Raw genomic sequence first — 16,885 nt, 5'->3', positions numbered from 1 at the left:
AGACATGTCAGGACCTGCTGCAGCTCAAGGCGGCGGTGCTCGGGTCGCGGCGGGCTATGACGCAGGCGGGGCGGCACATCCCGGTGATCACGCACGTCACCGTGGAGACCACCGGGACGATGCTGCTCGGCAGTGAGATCGGCGCGGCGCTGACCGCGATCGAGCCGCTCGGCGTGGACATGATCGGGCTGAACTGCGCCACCGGCCCAGCCGAGATGAGTGAGCATCTGCGCCACCTGTCCCGCCATGCCCGCATGCCGGTGTCGGTGATGCCGAACGCGGGCCTGCCGGTGCTGGGCGCCAACGGCGCGGAATATCCGCTCACACCAGAGGAATTGGCCGCAGCGCTGTCCGGGTTCATCGCCGAGTTTGGCCTCTCGCTGGTTGGCGGTTGTTGTGGCACCACGCCCGAGCACATCCGCCAGGTCGCCGAGGCCGTCCGCAACGTCGAGCGCGCGCCCCGCAATGTGACGTACGAACCGGCGCTGTCGTCGCTGTACAGCGCGACCCCGTTCGCTCAGGACGCCTCGGTGCTGATGATCGGTGAGCGGACGAATGCGAACGGCTCCAAGGCTTTCCGCGATGCGATGCTTGCTGAGGACTGGCAGCGCTGCCTCGACATCGCGAAGGATCAGACCCGCGACGGTGCACACCTGCTCGACCTGTGCGTGGACTACGTGGGTCGAGACGGCGTCGCCGACATGAACGAGTTGGCGAGCAGGCTCGCGACTTCCTCGACATTGCCGATTGTGCTCGACTCCACCGAAACCCCGGTGCTGCGAGCGGGTTTGGAGCATCTGGGCGGCCGGTGCGCGATCAACTCGGTGAACTACGAGGACGGCGACGGTCCCGAGTCGCGATTCCACAAGACGATGGAGCTGGTCTCCGAGCACGGTGCCGCGGTGGTCGCGCTGACGATCGACGAGGAGGGCCAGGCCCGCACCGCGGAGAAGAAGGTGGAGATCGCCGAGCGGCTGATCGACGACATCACGGGAAACTGGGGTGTGGACGAGTCGTCCATTCTCATCGACACGCTGACGTTCACGATCTGCACCGGCCAGGAGGAGTCCCGCCGCGACGGCATCGAGACCATCGAGGCCATTCGGCTGCTGAAGGGCAAGCACCCCGACGTGCAGACCACGCTCGGTTTGTCGAACATCTCGTTCGGCCTCAATCCCGCTGCCCGCCAAGTACTGAACTCGGTGTTCCTGCACGAATGCCAAGAGGCCGGGCTCGACTCCGCGATCGTGCACGCGAGCAAGATCGTCCCGATCAACCGGATCCCCGAGGATCAGCGCGAGATTGCGCTGGATCTCGTCTACGACCGGCGTCGCGAGGGGTACGACCCGCTGCAGGAACTGATGCAGAACTTCGAGGGGGTGTCAGCAGCATCCTCCAAGGAATCCCGTGCCGCGGAACTTGCGAAACTGCCTCTGCTGGAACGCCTTGCACAGCGCATCGTCGACGGCGAACGCAACGGTCTGGACACCGACCTCGACGAGGCGATGACGCAGAAGCCGCCGCTGGCCATCATCAACGAGAACCTGCTGGCCGGAATGAAGACGGTCGGTGAGCTGTTCGGCTCCGGGCAGATGCAGCTGCCGTTTGTCCTGCAGTCCGCCGAGGTGATGAAAGCCGCAGTGGCGTATCTGGAGCCCCACATGGAGAAGGCCGAGGACGACGCAGGCAAGGGTCGCATCGTGCTGGCCACCGTCAAGGGTGACGTCCACGACATCGGCAAGAATCTCGTCGACATCATCTTGACCAACAACGGCTATGAGGTCGTCAACATCGGCATCAAGCAGCCGATCACCACGATTCTCGAAGTGGCGCAAGACAAGAGCGCCGACGTCGTGGGTATGTCCGGGCTGCTGGTGAAGTCGACCGTGGTGATGAAGGAAAACCTCGAGGAAATGAATACCCGCGGGGTCGCCGCGAAGTTCCCGGTGTTGCTCGGCGGGGCCGCGCTGACCCGCAGCTACGTGGAGAACGACCTGGCCGAGGTCTATCAGGGCGAAGTGCACTACGCGCGTGACGCATTCGAGGGCTTGCGGCTGATGGATCAGATCATGGACACCAAGCGTGGGGTGGCGCCCGACACCGACAGCCCAGAGGCCGTCGCGGCGCGCGAGAAAGAGGCCGAACGTAAGGCCCGCCATGAACGCTCCAAACGCATTGCCGCCCAGCGCAAAGCCGAGGAGACGCCGGTCGAAGTGCCCGAGCGGTCGGACGTGGCCGTCGACGTTGAGGTGCCGGTTCCGCCGTTCTGGGGCACGCGCGTGGTCAAGGGTGTCGCCCTCGCGGAATACACCGGCCTGCTCGACGAACGCGCATTGTTCCTGGGGCAGTGGGGCCTTCGCGGAGCACGCGGTTCAGACGGGCCGTCGTACGAGGAGCTCGTGGAAACCGAGGGCCGGCCACGGCTGCGCTACTGGCTGGACCGGCTGTCTACCGACGGCATCCTCGCGCACGCCGCCGTGGTGTACGGATACTTCCCGGCTGTGTCCGAAGGCGACGACGTCGTCGTGCTCGACTGGGGCGAGCGCAGCGACGGGAAATCGGTGGCGCCGAGACCCGACGCGCCCGAGCGGTTCCGCTTCACGTTCCCTCGCCAGCATCGCGGGCGGTTCCTGTGCATCGCGGATTTCATCCGCTCCCGGCAACTGGCCGAAAAGACCGGACAGGTCGACGTGCTGCCGTTCCAGCTGGTGACGATGGGCCAGCCGATCGCCGACTTCGCCAACGAGCTGTTCGCCTCGGATTCCTACCGGGATTACCTCGAGGTGCACGGCATCGGCGTGCAGCTGACGGAGGCGCTGGCCGAGTACTGGCACAGGCGGGTTCGGGAGGAGCTCCGGTTCGGTGACCATGCGATGGCCACGGAGGACCCCGAGGCCGTGGAGGACTACTTTAAGCTGGGCTACCGCGGTGCCCGGTTCTCCTTCGGCTACGGCGCCTGCCCGAACCTCGACGACCGCACCAAGATGGTGGCGCTGCTGGAGCCCGAACGCATCGGCGTCACGCTGTCCGAGGAGCTGCAGCTGCATCCGGAGCAATCGACGGACGCGTTTGTGCTGCACCACCCCGAAGCCAAGTACTTCAACGTCTAGGGGCAGCAAGCGTGCGCGCGGTTCTGTGGGACATGGACGGCACCCTTGTCGATTCCGAAAAGCACTGGGATGTCGCGATGCAGGCGCTGTATGAGCGGTTCGGCCGCACGCTGACCCCCGAGGTGCGGGCCACGACGGTCGGCGGTTCGGCCGAGGACGTGATGCGCATCGTCTACGCCGACCTGGGTCTTGCACCCGATCCCGATCAGATGGCCGAGACGGCCGAATGGTTGCACACCTACACCGCCCACCTCTTTGCCCGCCACGGCCTACCCTGGTGTGCCGGCGCGCGAGAATTGCTGGACGCCTTGGCGGTTGAGTCAGTTCCGATGGCGTTGGTGACCAACACGCGACGGTTCCTGGCCGACTTTGCGCTAGACAGCATTGGCCGCCAATACTTTTCAGCCACGGTGTGCGGCGACGAAGTCGCCAACGGCAAACCTGCGCCGGACCCGTACGTGCGCGCTGCCGCGCTCCTGGGCGAATCACCTGCGGCGTGCCTTGCCATCGAGGATTCCGTCAACGGCACGGCATCGGCGGAAAGCGCGGGCTGTGCGGTGCTGGTGGTGCCCAACGACGTGCCCGTGCCGAAAGGCCCACGGCGCAGGCATATCTCATCGCTGGCCGGGCTGGACGTCGCCGACCTGCGCGCGGTCTACGACGATCTCAGTATGTGCAGTCGTTGTACAGAATCTCGGTGACCCGCTTGCCTGCGGCGGTCGAGGCGACTGCGGCCTGGGCCGTCGGTCCAATGCCGCCTGCGGGATTCGCGACGCCGTCGAGCGAGAGCAGGGCGACGCACCCGTTCTGAACAAGCGCGACGATGGTGCACGGCGCCGAACTGCCGCCCATGCCGGGCGCACTTCCGCACTCGCTCAACACCGCGTTCACGGCGTCCCCTTTGCTCGGCGCGTGATTCACCCACGCCGTGATACCCGGTCCGGGGAATCCGGTCTTGCCGTCCGGGTCATAGCCGACGGCTGCCCAGTCACCCGGTGCGGCATGCGCCGTTGCGGTACCCGACATCGCCCCCAAGGCGATGAGCACCCCGATCCTGGCGAGCGATTTCATTCTCATCCCCTCCTTCTCGTTGATCGGAGTTTGAAAGTGCGTCGTCCAGCCTATTCCTAGGTGTTGAATGAGTGTGATTTCCGTCTCACCAGAGAGGATGCGCCCATGGCTGGTCAAGGTGGCCCGGTCGGTGATTCACCAGAGATCTTCGAAGAAGACGAGGAGTTCAGTTCGGGTCGCAGTGCCATTCGCATAGCCACGGTCGCCGCGCTGGGCGGCCTGTTGTTCGGCTACGACAGCGCAGTGATCAACGGCGCGGTCAAGTCAATACAAGAAGTCTTCAAAATCGACGACATCACGCTTGGACTCGCGACCGCCTCGGCTCTTCTCGGTGCCGCCGCGGGCGCGCTGACCGCGGGGCGGATCGCGGACAGGATCGGCCGTATCGCCGTCATGAAGATCGCAGCGCTGTTCTTTCTCGTCAGCGCAATCGGCACCGGCCTCGCGCCCAACGTGTGGCTGCTCGTCGTGTTCCGCATCGTCGGGGGGATCGGCGTCGGTGTCGCGTCCGTGATCGCACCGGCCTACATCGCCGAAACGTCGCCACCGGGCATTCGCGGCCGGCTCGGTTCGCTGCAGCAGCTCGCGATCGTGTCAGGCATCTTCTTGTCGTTCGCTGTCAACGCACTGCTGCAGTACATTGCCGGCGGCCCGAACAACGATCTCTGGCTGGGCCTGCCGGCCTGGCGATGGATGTTTCTCGTCATGGCGGTGCCCGCGTTGGTATACGGAACTTTGGCGTACACCATTCCCGAGTCGCCGCGTTATCTCGTTGCCACGCATCGTGTTCCGGAAGCCCGCAAAGTTCTCACGAAGCTGCTCGGCACCAAGAATCTGGAAATCACCATCGTCCGGATCAAAGAGACGCTGGAACGCGAGGACAAGCCGTCATGGCGCGACCTCCGTAAACCCACCGGCGGTATTTACGGGATTGTCTGGGTGGGCCTGGGACTCTCGATCTTCCAGCAGTTCGTCGGCATCAACGTGATCTTCTACTACTCGAACGTGCTCTGGCAGGCGGTCGGATACACCGCTGACGCCGCGTCCATCAACACCGTGATCACCTCGATCGTCAACGTTCTCACGACGTTGATCGCCATCGCGCTGATCGACAAGATCGGCCGTAAGCCACTGCTGCTGATCGGGTCGACGGGGATGGCGATCACGTTGGGCACGATGGCGGCAATCTTCCAGTTCGCTGCAACCACCGATGCCAGCGGAAAACTCGCGATTCACGGCACACCCGGATACGTCGCGTTGGTCGCGGCCAACCTTTTCGTCGTCGCGTTCGGGATGTCGTGGGGACCCGTGGTGTGGGTGCTGCTCGGGGAGATGTTCCCGAACCGGATCAGGGGCGCCGCGCTCGGCCTTGCCGCAGCCGGGCAGTGGACCGCAAACTGGCTGATCACGGTGACCTTCCCCTCCTTGCGACATACGCTGGGCGTCGCCTACGGCTTCTACGCGTTGTGCGCGGTGCTGTCGTTCTTGTTCGTGTGGCGATGGGTCGAAGAAACCAAGGGCAAGACGCTGGAGGACATGCACGCCGAGGCTCTGCACGAGGAGTCCAGCCCGGCTTGACGCGCAAACCCGCGTGACCGTGGGTCGGCCCGCGTGACACAATCGCGAGCCGTGAAGACCTTCGACGCGCTGTTCGCCGAACTCAGCGAAAAAGCGCGGACCCGGCCGGAAGGCAGCGGCACCGTCGCCGCCCTCGACACAGGGGTGCACGGGCTGGGCAAGAAGGTCCTGGAGGAGGCCGGCGAAGTGTGGCTGGCGGCAGAACATCAGAGCGACGACGAGCTCGCGGTCGAGATCAGCCAGCTGCTGTACTGGACGCAGGTGCTGATGCTCTCCCGCGGCTTGTCCCTCGACGACGTGTATCGGAACCTGTAGATGCTGCGAGTCGCCGTACCGAACAAGGGCGTGTTGAGCGCGCCCGCCACCGAGATCCTTGTCGAGGCCGGCTACCGCAAACGCGGTGACCAGAAGGACCTCACGGTCGTCGATCGTGGCAACGACGTCGAGTTCTTCTTTCTGCGGCCGAAGGACATCGCGATCTACGTCGGATCGGGCGATCTCGACTTAGGCATCACGGGCCGCGATCTGGCCGCCGAGTCCCAGGCGTCGGTGCGTGAACGGCTGGCGCTGGGATTCGGGTCGTCGAGACTGCGCTATGCCGCACCGGGCGGCCGCGACTGGTCTGTGGCGGACCTGGCAGGTAAACGCATCGCGACGTCCTTTCCGTGCCTGGTGGGAAAAGACTTGGCCGCCAAGGGAATCGAAGCCCACGTGATCAGACTGGACGGTGCGGTCGAGATCTCGATCCAGCTCGGTGTCGCTGACGCGATTGCCGACCTCGTCGAATCCGGACGCACGCTCGAGGTGCACAACCTGGTGGCTTTCGGTGAGCCGCTGTGCGATTCGGAAGCCGTTCTGGTGGAACGGGAAAGCCCCGACGACGCCACCGCAGCGGCACGCAACCAGCTGGCCGCCCGGATACAGGGCGTCGTGTTCGGACAGCAATACCTCATGCTCGACTACGACTGCCCTCGCGACATCGTCGACCGCGCAGCGGCCATCACTCCCGGCCTGGAATCGCCGACGATCGCCCCGCTGGCGGACCCGGACTGGGTTGCGGTGCGCGCGTTGGTGCCCCGCAAGGACGTCAACGCGATCATGGACAAATTGGCGGCCATCGGCGCCAAAGCGATTCTGGCGTCCGACATCCGGTTCTGTCGCTTCTGAGCGGACTGGAGTGCTAGCGTCCCCGGCGGGGGCAGCGAAGGGAGTTTCGATGACGGTCGCGCTTCTTGGCCTTTGCCTGTTGATCGGTGTGGTTGCAGGTTTGCGGGCGCTGACCCCGACAGCGGTGGTGGCGTGGGGCGCGTACATCGGCTGGGTCAATCTGACCGGTTTGTGGTCGTCGTGGATGGCCAGCGTGATCGCGGTTGCCATTTTCAGCGTGCTGGCTGTGGTCGAACTCGTCACGGACCAGCTGCCGAAGACCCCCAGTAGGAAGACCCCGATGCAGTTCGGCACTCGGTTGATCACCGGTGCGTTCGCAGGAGCAGTGCTCGGTTCGGCGTTTCATCACACGTTTGCCGGTGCGGGTGCCGGGATTATCGGCGCCGTGCTGGGCACGCTGGGCGGCGCCGAGTTCCGTTCCCGGCTGGTGGCGGCCACCGGAGGCAAGGATCTGCCGATCGCACTTCTCGAGGATGCGATCGCGGTCGGCGGCGGGTTCCTCACCGTCTACCTGATGACCACTCTGTGACCGAGCGATTCGACGCGATCATCATCGGGGCGGGCCAGGCGGGCCCGCCCCTTGCCGGCCGGCTGACCGACGCGGGCCAGACCGTCGCCGTCGTCGAGCGCAAACACGTCGGCGGAACCTGCGTCAACACCGGGTGCATCCCCACCAAGACGCTGGTGGCCAGCGCATATGCTGCCCATCTCGCTCGGCGCGGTGCTGAGTACGGCGTCGGCACCGGCTCCATCGACATCGACATGGCCAAGGTGAAGTCGCGCAAGGACGGCATCATGCTCGACGACCGGGCGGGCGTGGAGAACTGGCTCGAGGGCATGAAGGGCGGCACACTGATCCGCGGCCACGCCCGCTTCGAAGACCCGAACACGTTGCGCGTCAACGACGATCGCCTGATCATGGCCGACAAGATCTTTCTCAATGTTGGCGGCCGGGCGGTCGTCCCTGATATCCCGGGTTTGGCCGACGTCGACTACCTGACCAATGTCGGGATTCTCGAACTCGATTCTGTCCCAGCGCATCTCGTAATTGTCGGCGGCAGCTACATCGCGTTGGAGTTCGCCCAGATGTACCGCCGGTTCGGGGCCGAGGTGACTGTCTTGGAGCGCGGCTCTCGGCTGACCGCCCGTGAGGACCCGGACGTGTCGGAGGCGATCAAGGGCATTCTCGAAAACGAGGGCATCGCGGTAGTGCTGCAGGCCGACGACATCAGCGTGGCCCGGCGTGACGGCGGTGTCGCGGTGACACCGCGTGCCGGCGCCGCTACCGTCGTCGGCTCGCATCTGCTGATAGCCGTCGGACGCCAGCCCAACACCGACGACCTTGCCCTCGACCGCGCGGGCGTCGACACCGACGCGCGGGGCTACATCACGGTCGACGACCAGCTGCGCACCAACGTCGAACACATTTGGGCGATGGGCGACTGCAACGGGCGGGGCGCGTTCACCCACACCAGCTACAACGACTTCGAGATCGTCGCGGCCAACTTGCTCGACAATTACCCGCGGCGGGTCAGCGACCGGATACCGACCTATGCGCTCTACATCGATCCGCCGCTGGGCCGCGCCGGTCAGACGGTGAGCGAGGTCCGCAAGTCGGGACGTAAGGCGCTGGTGGGTTTCCGGCCGATGACGCGGGTCGGCCGGGCGGTCGAAAAGGGCGAGACGCAGGGCTTCATGAAGGTCGTCGTCGACGCCGAGACCCATGAGATCCTCGGCGCTGCGATTCTCGGAGTCGGCGGTGACGAGGTGGTGCATTCAATCCTGGACGTGATGTCGGCGAAGGCGCCGTACGACACCCTGTCCCGCACGATGCACATCCACCCGACCGTCAGCGAACTGGTACCGACGATGCTGCAGGGGATGAAACCTCTGCAGTAGCGATCAGCCCTCTGCTTGAGACCGGATCCACTCGAGGTTGGCCTGCATGTTCTGCTGCCACTCGGAGATCCGCCGGGAGATGATCCTGGCCTCTTTGTCCGGCTGTGCGGTGATGCCGACGGTCAGCCCGGACGGCCCTGGCCCCATCCGGCCCCACTGGCGAATCAGCGTGCCGTCGCTGGCGGCTTCCACCTCAAATCCCCATGTCGAACTCACGCCGTCAGGTCCGATGACGTTCCACACCCAGCGGCGCTCGTCTTCCACCTCGACGACCTCGCACACCGTCTCCCACGCGCCGAACGCGTCGTGCTTGCTGCGGCCTCGGAAGCGGGCACCGACGGTGACGGCGTGGGCGTCGTCAAGCCATTCCACCGACTCGAGCTCCGTCGAGCATTGCGCGGGCAGGTTGATGTCGGTGACGAATCCCCACGCGGTGGGAACATCGCAACGAACACGCTGGGTCACTTCTATCGTGGGTTGATCGCGGTAGCGCACCGCTCCAGCATGCCAATCAAGGAGGGCTTGTGGTGAAGGTCGGCACGATGATCGAGCCCCGATTGCCTGGCGCGGCGGATTTCGCCGAGGCGGCCGAGCGGATCGGCGTCGACTCGCTGTGGGTGCCTGAGGTGTGGGGATATGACGCACTGACCGGGCTTGCCTACCTCGCGGCCAAAACATCGTCGATCAAGCTCGGAACCTTTGTGGTTCAGCTCGGTTCGCGCAGTCCGGCGATGCTCGCGAGCTCCGCGCTGTCCCTCGAGGAGTTGTCGGGGGGCAGATTCCTGTTGGGTGTCGGCACGTCGGGTCCCCGCGTGATGGAGGGCTGGCACGGTGTCCGTTTCCGCAAGCCGGTGCAGACCACCCGGGAGACCATCGAGATCGTCCGGCTCCTGTCGCGTGGCGACCGGCTCGAGCATCCCGGCGAGATCTACCCGCTGCCGTTGCCGCAGAGCAGCGGCGCCGCCTTGCGACCCTTGATGCGGCCGCAACACGTGCCGGTCTACGTGGCATCCATGGGGCCGCAAAACCTGCGGCTGACCGGCGAGATGGCCGACGGCTGGCTGGGCAACGCGTTCATTCCCGAAGCCGCCGAAACGTTTCTGGGCCCGATGCGCGAAGGAGCCGAAAGAGCCGGACGTGGCTTGAACGATCTCGATCTGGTCGCGCCCGTCGCGGTCGAGATTCACGAAGACGACGCGTCCGCCGAGGCCGCCGTACGCCGTCACGCCGACGGGTACGCCTTCACCATCGGCGCGATGGGCGCGGGCGGGCGCAACTTCTACAACGACGCATTCACCCGCCTGGGCTACGGCGACGAGGTCGCTACGGTCGCGCGGCTGTGGCAGGACGGGAAACGGGACGAGGCGCGCCAGGCGGTGCCGATGGACCTCGGCCGCCTCACGAATCTTGTTGGTACACCTGAGGGCATCGCCGACCGTGTGCGTAAGTATCGCGACGCTGGGATCACCACGTTGCTGGCCAAGCTGGACGGTGACTACCCGGAGCAGCTGGCAACACTCGAGCAGCTGCTGACCATCGTCGAGTCCTAGCGGCGTTGTCTGTCACGCCGCTGATTCTGACCCGGTGTGCAGGACCGCGTCGTCGCCGCCCTCACTCGGGGTTTGCGGCCATCCCGGGTACGGCGGTGGCGTTCCGCCGAACACCGGGCAGCGTGAGTGGTGTGCGCACCAGTCGCACAGCCGGGACGGGCTCGGCCGGAAATCGCCTGTGCTGCCGGCAGATTGGATTGCCCGCCAGATTGCCATCAGCGTTTTTTCGAACCGCAGCAGCTCGTCCAGATCGGGGGAGTAGTCCAGGATCGCGCCGTCGGCGAGGTAGACCAGCCGCAGCCGCGTGGGCAACACACCGCGCGACCGCAGCAGCGCCACCGCATAGAACTTCATCTGGAACATCGCCTTGAATTCGGCCAGCGTCCGCGCCTCGGGTGGCGCTTTGCCCGTCTTGTAGTCGACCACCCGAAGCTCGCCGGTGGCGGCGACGTCGATGCGGTCGATGAAGCCGCGCAGCAAGGTGCCGTCCGACAACTCGACCTCGATCCGCTGCTCGCAACTTTGCGGATCGAACCGCGTGGGGTCCTCGAGCCGGTAGTAGCCCTTGAGCAACGCTCGCGCTTCGTCGAGGATCGCCGCCCGCTGCTCGGCGGTGATGGTCTCTGCCAGCTCGGGCTCGGCGGCGAACACCCGGTCGGCGGCCGGCTCGACGAGGGAGTCCGCGGTCGCCGGCAACCGCTGCGGGGCGGGCAGCGCATACAGCTGTTCGAGTGCGGCGTGCACGACCGACCCCCGCAGCTGGGCGGCGGATGCCGGCTCCGGCAGCCGGTCGATGGCACGGAACCGGTACAGAAGCGGGCACTGCTTGAAATCGGCGGCTCGTGACGGCGACAAGGCAGGACGTCGCGGAGCCGGCTCGTCGCTCATGTGGGCAGGTTAGGACGCATGGCCGACAACCCCGGGCATGTCGCGCGGCGCGTCTGCTGGCAGTGTGAACGCGTGCGACGCAACGGTCCGTTCGAAGTGGGCGACCGGGTTCAGCTCACCGACGCCAAGGGTCGGCACTACACGATGCTGCTGACCCCGGGGGCGGAGTTCCACACCCATCGCGGCTATGTGTCCCACGACGCGGTGATCGGAGCGCCCGAAGGCAGCGTGATCAAGTCCACCAGCGGCGACCAGTTCCTGGTTCTGCGGCCGCTGCTGGTCGACTACGTGATGTCGATGCCGCGCGGCGCCCAGGTGATCTATCCGAAGGACGCCGCCCAGATCGTGCACGAGGGCGACATCTTTCCCGGGGCCCGGGTGCTCGAGGCGGGGGCGGGCTCGGGCGCGATGACGTGCTCGCTGCTGCGCGCGGTCGGCCCGGCGGGCCGCGTCATTTCCTACGAGCTGCGCGCCGACCACGCCGAGCACGCCGAACGCAACGTCGCCACGTTCTTCGGCGAGCGGCCGCCCAACTGGGATCTGGTGATCGCCGATGTCGCCGACTTCACCGGGGAGCAGGTCGATCGCGTCGTGCTCGACATGCTGGCGCCGTGGGAGATCCTCGGCGCCGTCGCCACCGCCCTGGTGGCCGGCGGGGTATTGATCATTTATGTGGCCACTGTCACCCAACTGTCGCGGACCGTGGAAGCGCTGCGCGAGCAGCAGTGCTGGACCGAACCGCGCTCGTGGGAGACGCTGCAGCGGTTCTGGGATGCGGTAGGCCTTGCGGTGCGCCCCGAGCACCGGATGCGCGGCCACACCGCGTTCCTGATCAGTACCCGCCGGCTGGCACCCGGCGCTGTCGCTCCGCCGTCCGCGCGACGCAAGCGGCGCGGTTAGCTCAGTCGTCGTCGCTTCGTCGCAGCCCCCGCCGGGCCGACAGCAGCGAAACCTCCGGGCGCGCGGCCACCAACCGTTCTGCGGCGTCGAGCACCTCGACCACGTGAGCGCGATCAGCCGCGGTCACCGCGACGCCGACACTCACGCGACGGTGAAGATCGAGAGCCCCCGTCTCGGCCGCCGACACGCTGAACCGGCGCCGTAATTCGGCTACCAGGGGACGCACCAACGACCGCTTTTCCTTCAGTGAATGCACGTCCCCGAGCAGCAGATCCAGCTCCAGCCACCCAATCCACATGCTCAGCCGGTCGGCGTCAGCGGCGGCGCGGGCGTCGCCGGGTCCTGCGCAAACTTCAACAGGATGTCTGCCGTCGTCCGGGACAGCTGCCAGCCGCCGTCCGGTGTCGGCGTGAACTCCATGGGGAACGTGAAGCCGTTGGCCAGCGACGGGTTCTGGCTTTTGATGCTCACGTCTGCCGTCACGTTGCCCGGTGGGTGTGACGCCCACGCGACGTTGGTGGCCGCGATGTCGATCGGAAGAAAGCCGTTGTCTCCCAAGGCCTTGCTGAACTGGTCGAATTTTGCGGCGTAGTCTCCCGACGCCGCTTCGACAAGCGGAAACTTCTGGTCACCCGGCACCGCCGGGTCGACGATCTTGTACAGCACATCCGTCAGCGCATCGGGTGCGGGCAGTGGCCCGGTGGGCGCAGGTACGGGCGCCACCGACAACGGTGTGGTGATCGGCGCAGATGACGGTGCGGCAGCGGTGTCGGTGGAATCGCTACCGAACAGCAGGTAGCCGCCGATCGCCAACGCTGCGACCCCGACAACGACGCCGATGATCAGACCGACTCGCTGTCGCGTCCATGGTCCCGTCGCCGGCTGCTGCGGCGATGCAGATTCCGGCTCGGGCGATGCCGCAGGCTCCGTTTCCCGCGCTGTCGCGGGTTCCGGGTCTTCCGGCACGCGGTCGATCAACCGCCGGCGGCCGACATGATCGACATGGCCGACGCCTTCGACAGCTTCCAGCCGTTCTGGTTGACGAACGTGATCGGCTGAGAAACTGGCGCCGTCTGCGGACCGGAGGCCGTGACCGTGGTGGTCGCGGTGGTTCCGTTCACGTCAGGCGGTGTCAGGCTGAACGACAGCGGCAGGTAGCCCTTAGCGGAAGCGTTCTTCAACGCCCGGTCGGCGGCCCGGCCTTCGATGATCCCGAGTCCGCCCTCGATCAGGTAGCCCTTGTCGCTGACCTTGCCGGAGTTGGCGAGCTGATTGAGGATGCCGGTGAACTCACCGGTCAGGGATGGGTCGGTGTCTTGCGGGAGCGGAGTGCCAAATACCACCGGCGTGATCGCAGGTGACGTGGTTGCAGGGACGGGTGCAATGGATGTCACACCGACAGCCGCAGCGCCGACCAGAGTGGCCGCTGCGACGCCAGTGGTTAGGGATTTCAGACTCACAAGTGTCCTTTCGTTCCGCCCGGCTAAAACGTAACGCTAGCAGTTCAGGCGGCGCGCCCGGTTTTTAGACCGCACACGAATGGGCATTGGCCGGTAGCGTTGAAGTATCCACCGCACCAACTTCCGGTGCGGGAGAGGAGCGCAACATGAGTGAGTCAGAGCGTGTGGACGGCTCGTCAGCGGACTTCGAGCACTCCATGTCCAGCGACGACGCTGCCGAACTCGAAGAGTTGCGCCGCGAAGCCGCCGCCCTTCGGGACCAACTGGAGTCTGCTCTGACCGCTCAGGGCGGCCTGCGCAACACCCGCGATGTTCATCAACTCGAGGCGCGTATCGACTCCCTCGCCGCGCGCAACGCGAAACTCATGGAGACGCTTAAAGAGGCGCGACAGCAGTTGCTGGCGCTGCGCGAAGAGGTCGACCGCCTGGGTCAGCCGCCCAGCGGTTATGGCGTTTTGCTGTCGGTCCAGGAGGACGACACGGTTGACGTGTTCACCTCGGGTCGCAAGATGCGGCTCACGTGCTCGCCCAACATCGACGTGCAGTCACTCAAGAAGGGCCAGACGGTCCGGCTGAACGAGGCGCTGACCGTCGTCGAGGCGGGTCATTTCGAATCGGTGGGCGAGATCAGCACGTTGCGGGAGATCCTGTCGGACGGCCATCGGGCGCTGGTGGTCGGGCACGCCGACGAGGAGCGCATCGTGTGGCTCGCCGAACCGCTTGTCGCGATCGAGGACATGGCAGTCGATGTCGCCGACGCGCTGGAGGATGACCTGGACCAGCCCCGCAGGCTGCGCCCGGGCGATTCGCTGCTGGTCGATACCAAGGCCGGGTATGCGTTCGAGCGGATCCCCAAGGCCGAGGTCGAGGATCTGGTGCTCGAAGAGGTGCCCGACGTCAGCTACAGCGACATCGGCGGGCTGACGCGGCAGATCGAACAGATCCGTGACGCCGTCGAGTTGCCGTTCCTGCATAAGGAGCTTTACCGCGAGTACAGCCTGCGGCCGCCGAAGGGCGTGCTGCTGTACGGGCCGCCCGGGTGCGGCAAGACGCTGATCGCCAAGGCGGTCGCCAACTCGTTGGCCAAGAAGATGGCCGAGGTCCGCGGGGATGATTCGCGCGAGGCGAAGTCGTACTTCCTCAACATCAAAGGCCCCGAGCTGCTGAACAAGTTCGTCGGTGAGACGGAGCGCCACATCAGGCTGATCTTCCAGCGGGCGCGCGAAAAGGCCTCGGAGGGCACACCGGTGATCGTGTTCTTCGACGAGATGGACTCGATCTTCCGTACCCGTGGCACCGGGGTGAGCTCGGACGTCGAGACCACCGTGGTTCCCCAGTTGCTGTCGGAGATCGACGGCGTCGAGGGCCTCGAGAACGTCATCGTCATCGGGGCGTCCAACCGCGAGGACATGATCGACCCGGCGATCCTTCGGCCCGGCCGGCTGGACGTCAAGATCAAGATCGAGCGGCCCGACGCGGAGGCGGCTCAGGACATCTTCAGCAAGTACCTCACCGAGGTTCTGCCCGTCAATGCCGACGACCTCGCCGAGTTCGACGGCGACCGCACGGCCTGCATCCAGGCGATGATCGTCAAGGTCGTCGACCGGATGTATGCCGAAATCGACGACAACCGGTTCCTGGAAGTCACCTACGCCAACGGCGACAAAGAGGTCATGTACTTCAAGGACTTCAACTCCGGGGCGATGATCCAGAACGTCGTCGACCGCGCCAAGAAGTATGCGATCAAGTCGGTGCTGGAAACGGGCTCGCGAGGTCTGCGCATCCAGCACCTGCTCGATTCCATCGTCGACGAGTTCGCCGAGAACGAGGACCTGCCCAACACCACGAATCCCGACGACTGGGCACGGATCTCGGGCAAGAAGGGCGAGCGGATCGTCTACATCCGCACGCTCGTCACCGGCAAGTCGTCGAGCGCGTCGAGGGCCATCGACACCGAGTCGAACCTGGGGCAGTACCTCTAGGCTCCAGGTCTGCATCACCCATCGCCGCGTTGTACACGGTCGCTTCAGGGCCCGAGCGTCCCACCTGCACGAGTAGCACCTCGCCATAACGCTTTCCGAAGACGTCGCGCGATGTTTCAATCATTTCTCTCCTCGATGGCGAGGTACACGTCACGACCGGCAAGGCTGACGGCGAGGTCGGCGATCAGAGGCTCGAAGAACCGTTCGCGGTAGAGCGGGTCGACGCTGGTGTTGACAGTGAAGTACAGCCCCGACAGCACGGCGACGAACAGCGAGGTCTGTACCAACGTCTGCGACAACGGCGTGTTGATACCGAACCACGTTCCCGCGCAGGGCGGTTTGGCGCCGCCCGGGCAGCTCGTCTGTTGCGACCACTGAACCGCGATGTCGTCGGGCACCGCGATGATGCCGAGGATGACAAAGAACGCGAAGATGCCCGCGGTGAACAGCACGACCTGAATCGCCTGCGAAACCAGCATCACGGCAACGACATTCACCTTCTCCGGCCGCGACAGAGGTGCCGGTGCCACCTGGTGGGCGTCGGCGTGCGCGGCCAGCGGCGTGCCGGTCAGCAACTCGGCCGCCCGAGACGGCGCCGAGCGGTCCTCGCGGAGCGCCCGCACCTCGTCCTGGATGGTCGTCACCGCGAACATGATCGCCACCAGCGCCAGAAAACCGACCAACTGCCACAGCCGTGCGCGAGACAGCCGTGCCATCAGTTGCCACAGCTCGGGCGTGAAGAACACCAGCACAGTGATCATCAGAAGCGGCAGCGCGCGGCTGATCAAGGTGCCCAGCGCGCCGAACTGCGTCCATGCGAATCGGAACGCCCACAACACGATCGATCCGATTCCTATGTACGTCAGCCAGATCGCCAGCAGCGACACGAACACAAAACTCGGCACCTCGGCCATCGACTTCATCGACCATCCACCGTCGACTATCGGTAGGCCCAGCACGAACAGCACGAGAACCAGCCATGCCACCGAGCGCCGTGTTCTCTCGCTGATCGCGGTTCCCATCCGGTGCAGCAGGTTCAGCACCACGGGCGCGGCTGCCATCACGGCCGCCAGCAGGCCGAGTGCCACAGCGTGCATCAGACGCCATGAACCGCTTGTGATTTCGGCGAGGAGGAGGAGCACGGTCATCAGCGCTCCGAGACCACCGACGAGTGGTGCCGACCGCTCGATCAGCGACCGGGACCGCACCCGCCTGGTGAGCACGAGTGGTAGGCCGCGGCGAAGGAACCACTCGTGAACCGGTTTGAGATCGTGCATGCG

General features: G+C 65.6%; 17 protein-coding genes. 10 read left to right on the top strand and 7 right to left on the bottom strand.

All coding sequences use genetic code 11. The annotated features are described in order from the left end of the window. Together metH and QOH60_RS01265 are read left to right on the top strand one after the other, a co-directional pair. Window positions 1–3,110, top strand: a 3,110-nt coding sequence (gene metH / locus QOH60_RS01270) for a methionine synthase (protein WP_526416265.1), incomplete at its 5' end; no start/stop codon positions are given. An 11-nt stretch (window positions 3,111–3,121) separates the two neighbouring features. After that, the gene (locus QOH60_RS01265; protein ID WP_526416263.1) at window positions 3,122–3,811 is read left to right on the top strand and encodes an HAD family hydrolase; all 690 of its coding nucleotides are present in this window, start codon (window positions 3,122–3,124) and stop codon (window positions 3,809–3,811) included. On the opposite strand, the gene QOH60_RS01260 is transcribed toward QOH60_RS01265, so the two are convergent. Further along, window positions 3,777–4,187, bottom strand: coding sequence for a hypothetical protein (locus QOH60_RS01260; RefSeq protein WP_526416261.1), 411 nt, complete (start codon window positions 4,185–4,187; stop codon window positions 3,777–3,779). The two genes, QOH60_RS01265 and QOH60_RS01260, sit on opposite strands and share 35 nt — an antisense overlap. Window positions 4,188–4,286: 99 nt before the next feature. Here QOH60_RS01260 and QOH60_RS01255 point away from each other — a divergent pair, with 99 nt between their 5' ends. Genes QOH60_RS01255 through QOH60_RS01235 form a run of 5 tightly spaced genes read left to right on the top strand, consistent with a single transcriptional unit; the run spans window position 4,287 to window position 8,825 of the window. Next, window positions 4,287–5,759, top strand: coding sequence for a sugar porter family MFS transporter (locus QOH60_RS01255; RefSeq protein WP_526416259.1), 1,473 nt, complete (start codon window positions 4,287–4,289; stop codon window positions 5,757–5,759). 33 nt (window positions 5,760–5,792) lie between these two features. Beyond that, window positions 5,793–6,074: a phosphoribosyl-ATP diphosphatase gene (locus tag QOH60_RS01250; protein WP_526416257.1), complete on the top strand. Its 282-nt coding sequence runs from the start codon at window positions 5,793–5,795 to the stop codon at window positions 6,072–6,074. After that, window positions 6,075–6,926, top strand: coding sequence for an ATP phosphoribosyltransferase (gene hisG, locus QOH60_RS01245; protein ID WP_526416255.1), 852 nt, complete (start codon window positions 6,075–6,077; stop codon window positions 6,924–6,926). Window positions 6,927–6,975: 49 nt separating this feature from the next. Then, a complete protein-coding gene (locus tag QOH60_RS01240; RefSeq protein ID WP_526416253.1) occupies window positions 6,976–7,455 on the top strand; it encodes a DUF4126 family protein in 480 nt (159 codons plus the stop codon). Then, window positions 7,452–8,825 (top strand): FAD-containing oxidoreductase, encoded by a 1,374-nt coding sequence (locus QOH60_RS01235; RefSeq protein WP_526416251.1) that lies wholly within the window; start codon window positions 7,452–7,454, stop codon window positions 8,823–8,825. The genes QOH60_RS01240 and QOH60_RS01235 overlap by 4 nt, the downstream gene beginning before the upstream one ends. A gap of 3 nt (window positions 8,826–8,828) precedes the next feature. On the opposite strand, the gene QOH60_RS01230 is transcribed toward QOH60_RS01235, so the two are convergent. Beyond that, window positions 8,829–9,320, bottom strand: coding sequence for an SRPBCC family protein (locus tag QOH60_RS01230; RefSeq protein ID WP_526416249.1), 492 nt, complete (start codon window positions 9,318–9,320; stop codon window positions 8,829–8,831). 29 nt (window positions 9,321–9,349) lie between these two features. Between QOH60_RS01230 and QOH60_RS01225 the strand changes: the two genes are divergently transcribed. Further along, entirely contained in the window at window positions 9,350–10,375 is a 1,026-nt protein-coding gene (locus tag QOH60_RS01225; RefSeq protein WP_526416247.1) for an LLM class flavin-dependent oxidoreductase, read from the top strand. A 12-nt stretch (window positions 10,376–10,387) separates the two neighbouring features. On the opposite strand, the gene QOH60_RS01220 is transcribed toward QOH60_RS01225, so the two are convergent. Continuing rightward, window positions 10,388–11,263, bottom strand: a complete 876-nt coding sequence (locus tag QOH60_RS01220; RefSeq protein ID WP_526416245.1) for a RecB family exonuclease — start codon at window positions 11,261–11,263, stop codon at window positions 10,388–10,390. Window positions 11,264–11,335: 72 nt separating this feature from the next. On the opposite strand from QOH60_RS01220, the gene QOH60_RS01215 reads away from it, so the two are divergent. Then, on the top strand, window positions 11,336–12,163 hold the full coding sequence (locus QOH60_RS01215; protein WP_526416269.1) for a class I SAM-dependent methyltransferase: 828 nt from the start codon (window positions 11,336–11,338) through the stop codon (window positions 12,161–12,163). Between the two features lies 1 nt (window position 12,164). On the opposite strand, the gene QOH60_RS01210 is transcribed toward QOH60_RS01215, so the two are convergent. From QOH60_RS01210 to QOH60_RS01200, 3 genes are read right to left on the bottom strand one after another with little or no spacing between them, the layout of a single operon-like run. Continuing rightward, complete coding sequence (locus QOH60_RS01210) at window positions 12,165–12,461, bottom strand: DUF503 domain-containing protein (RefSeq protein ID WP_526416243.1); 297 nt, start codon at window positions 12,459–12,461, stop codon at window positions 12,165–12,167. A gap of 2 nt (window positions 12,462–12,463) precedes the next feature. Beyond that, a complete protein-coding gene (lppK, locus tag QOH60_RS01205) occupies window positions 12,464–13,129 on the bottom strand; it encodes a lipoprotein LppK (RefSeq protein WP_526416241.1) in 666 nt (221 codons plus the stop codon). Between the two features lie 8 nt (window positions 13,130–13,137). After that, on the bottom strand, window positions 13,138–13,623 hold the full coding sequence (locus tag QOH60_RS01200) for an MTB12 family secreted protein (protein ID WP_526416239.1): 486 nt from the start codon (window positions 13,621–13,623) through the stop codon (window positions 13,138–13,140). 146 nt (window positions 13,624–13,769) lie between these two features. Here QOH60_RS01200 and arc point away from each other — a divergent pair, with 146 nt between their 5' ends. Continuing rightward, window positions 13,770–15,605, top strand: a complete 1,836-nt coding sequence (arc, locus tag QOH60_RS01195; protein ID WP_526416237.1) for a proteasome ATPase — start codon at window positions 13,770–13,772, stop codon at window positions 15,603–15,605. 116 nt (window positions 15,606–15,721) lie between these two features. On the opposite strand, the gene QOH60_RS01190 is transcribed toward arc, so the two are convergent. Then, window positions 15,722–16,882: a hypothetical protein gene (locus QOH60_RS01190; protein WP_526416235.1), complete on the bottom strand. Its 1,161-nt coding sequence runs from the start codon at window positions 16,880–16,882 to the stop codon at window positions 15,722–15,724. Between the last annotated feature and the right edge of the window lie 3 nt (window positions 16,883–16,885).

The organism is Mycobacterium sp., assembly GCF_032159765.1.
Lineage (GTDB): Bacteria > Actinomycetota > Actinomycetes > Mycobacteriales > Mycobacteriaceae > Mycobacterium.
This window is presented reverse-complemented; position numbering and strand designations above follow the sequence as displayed.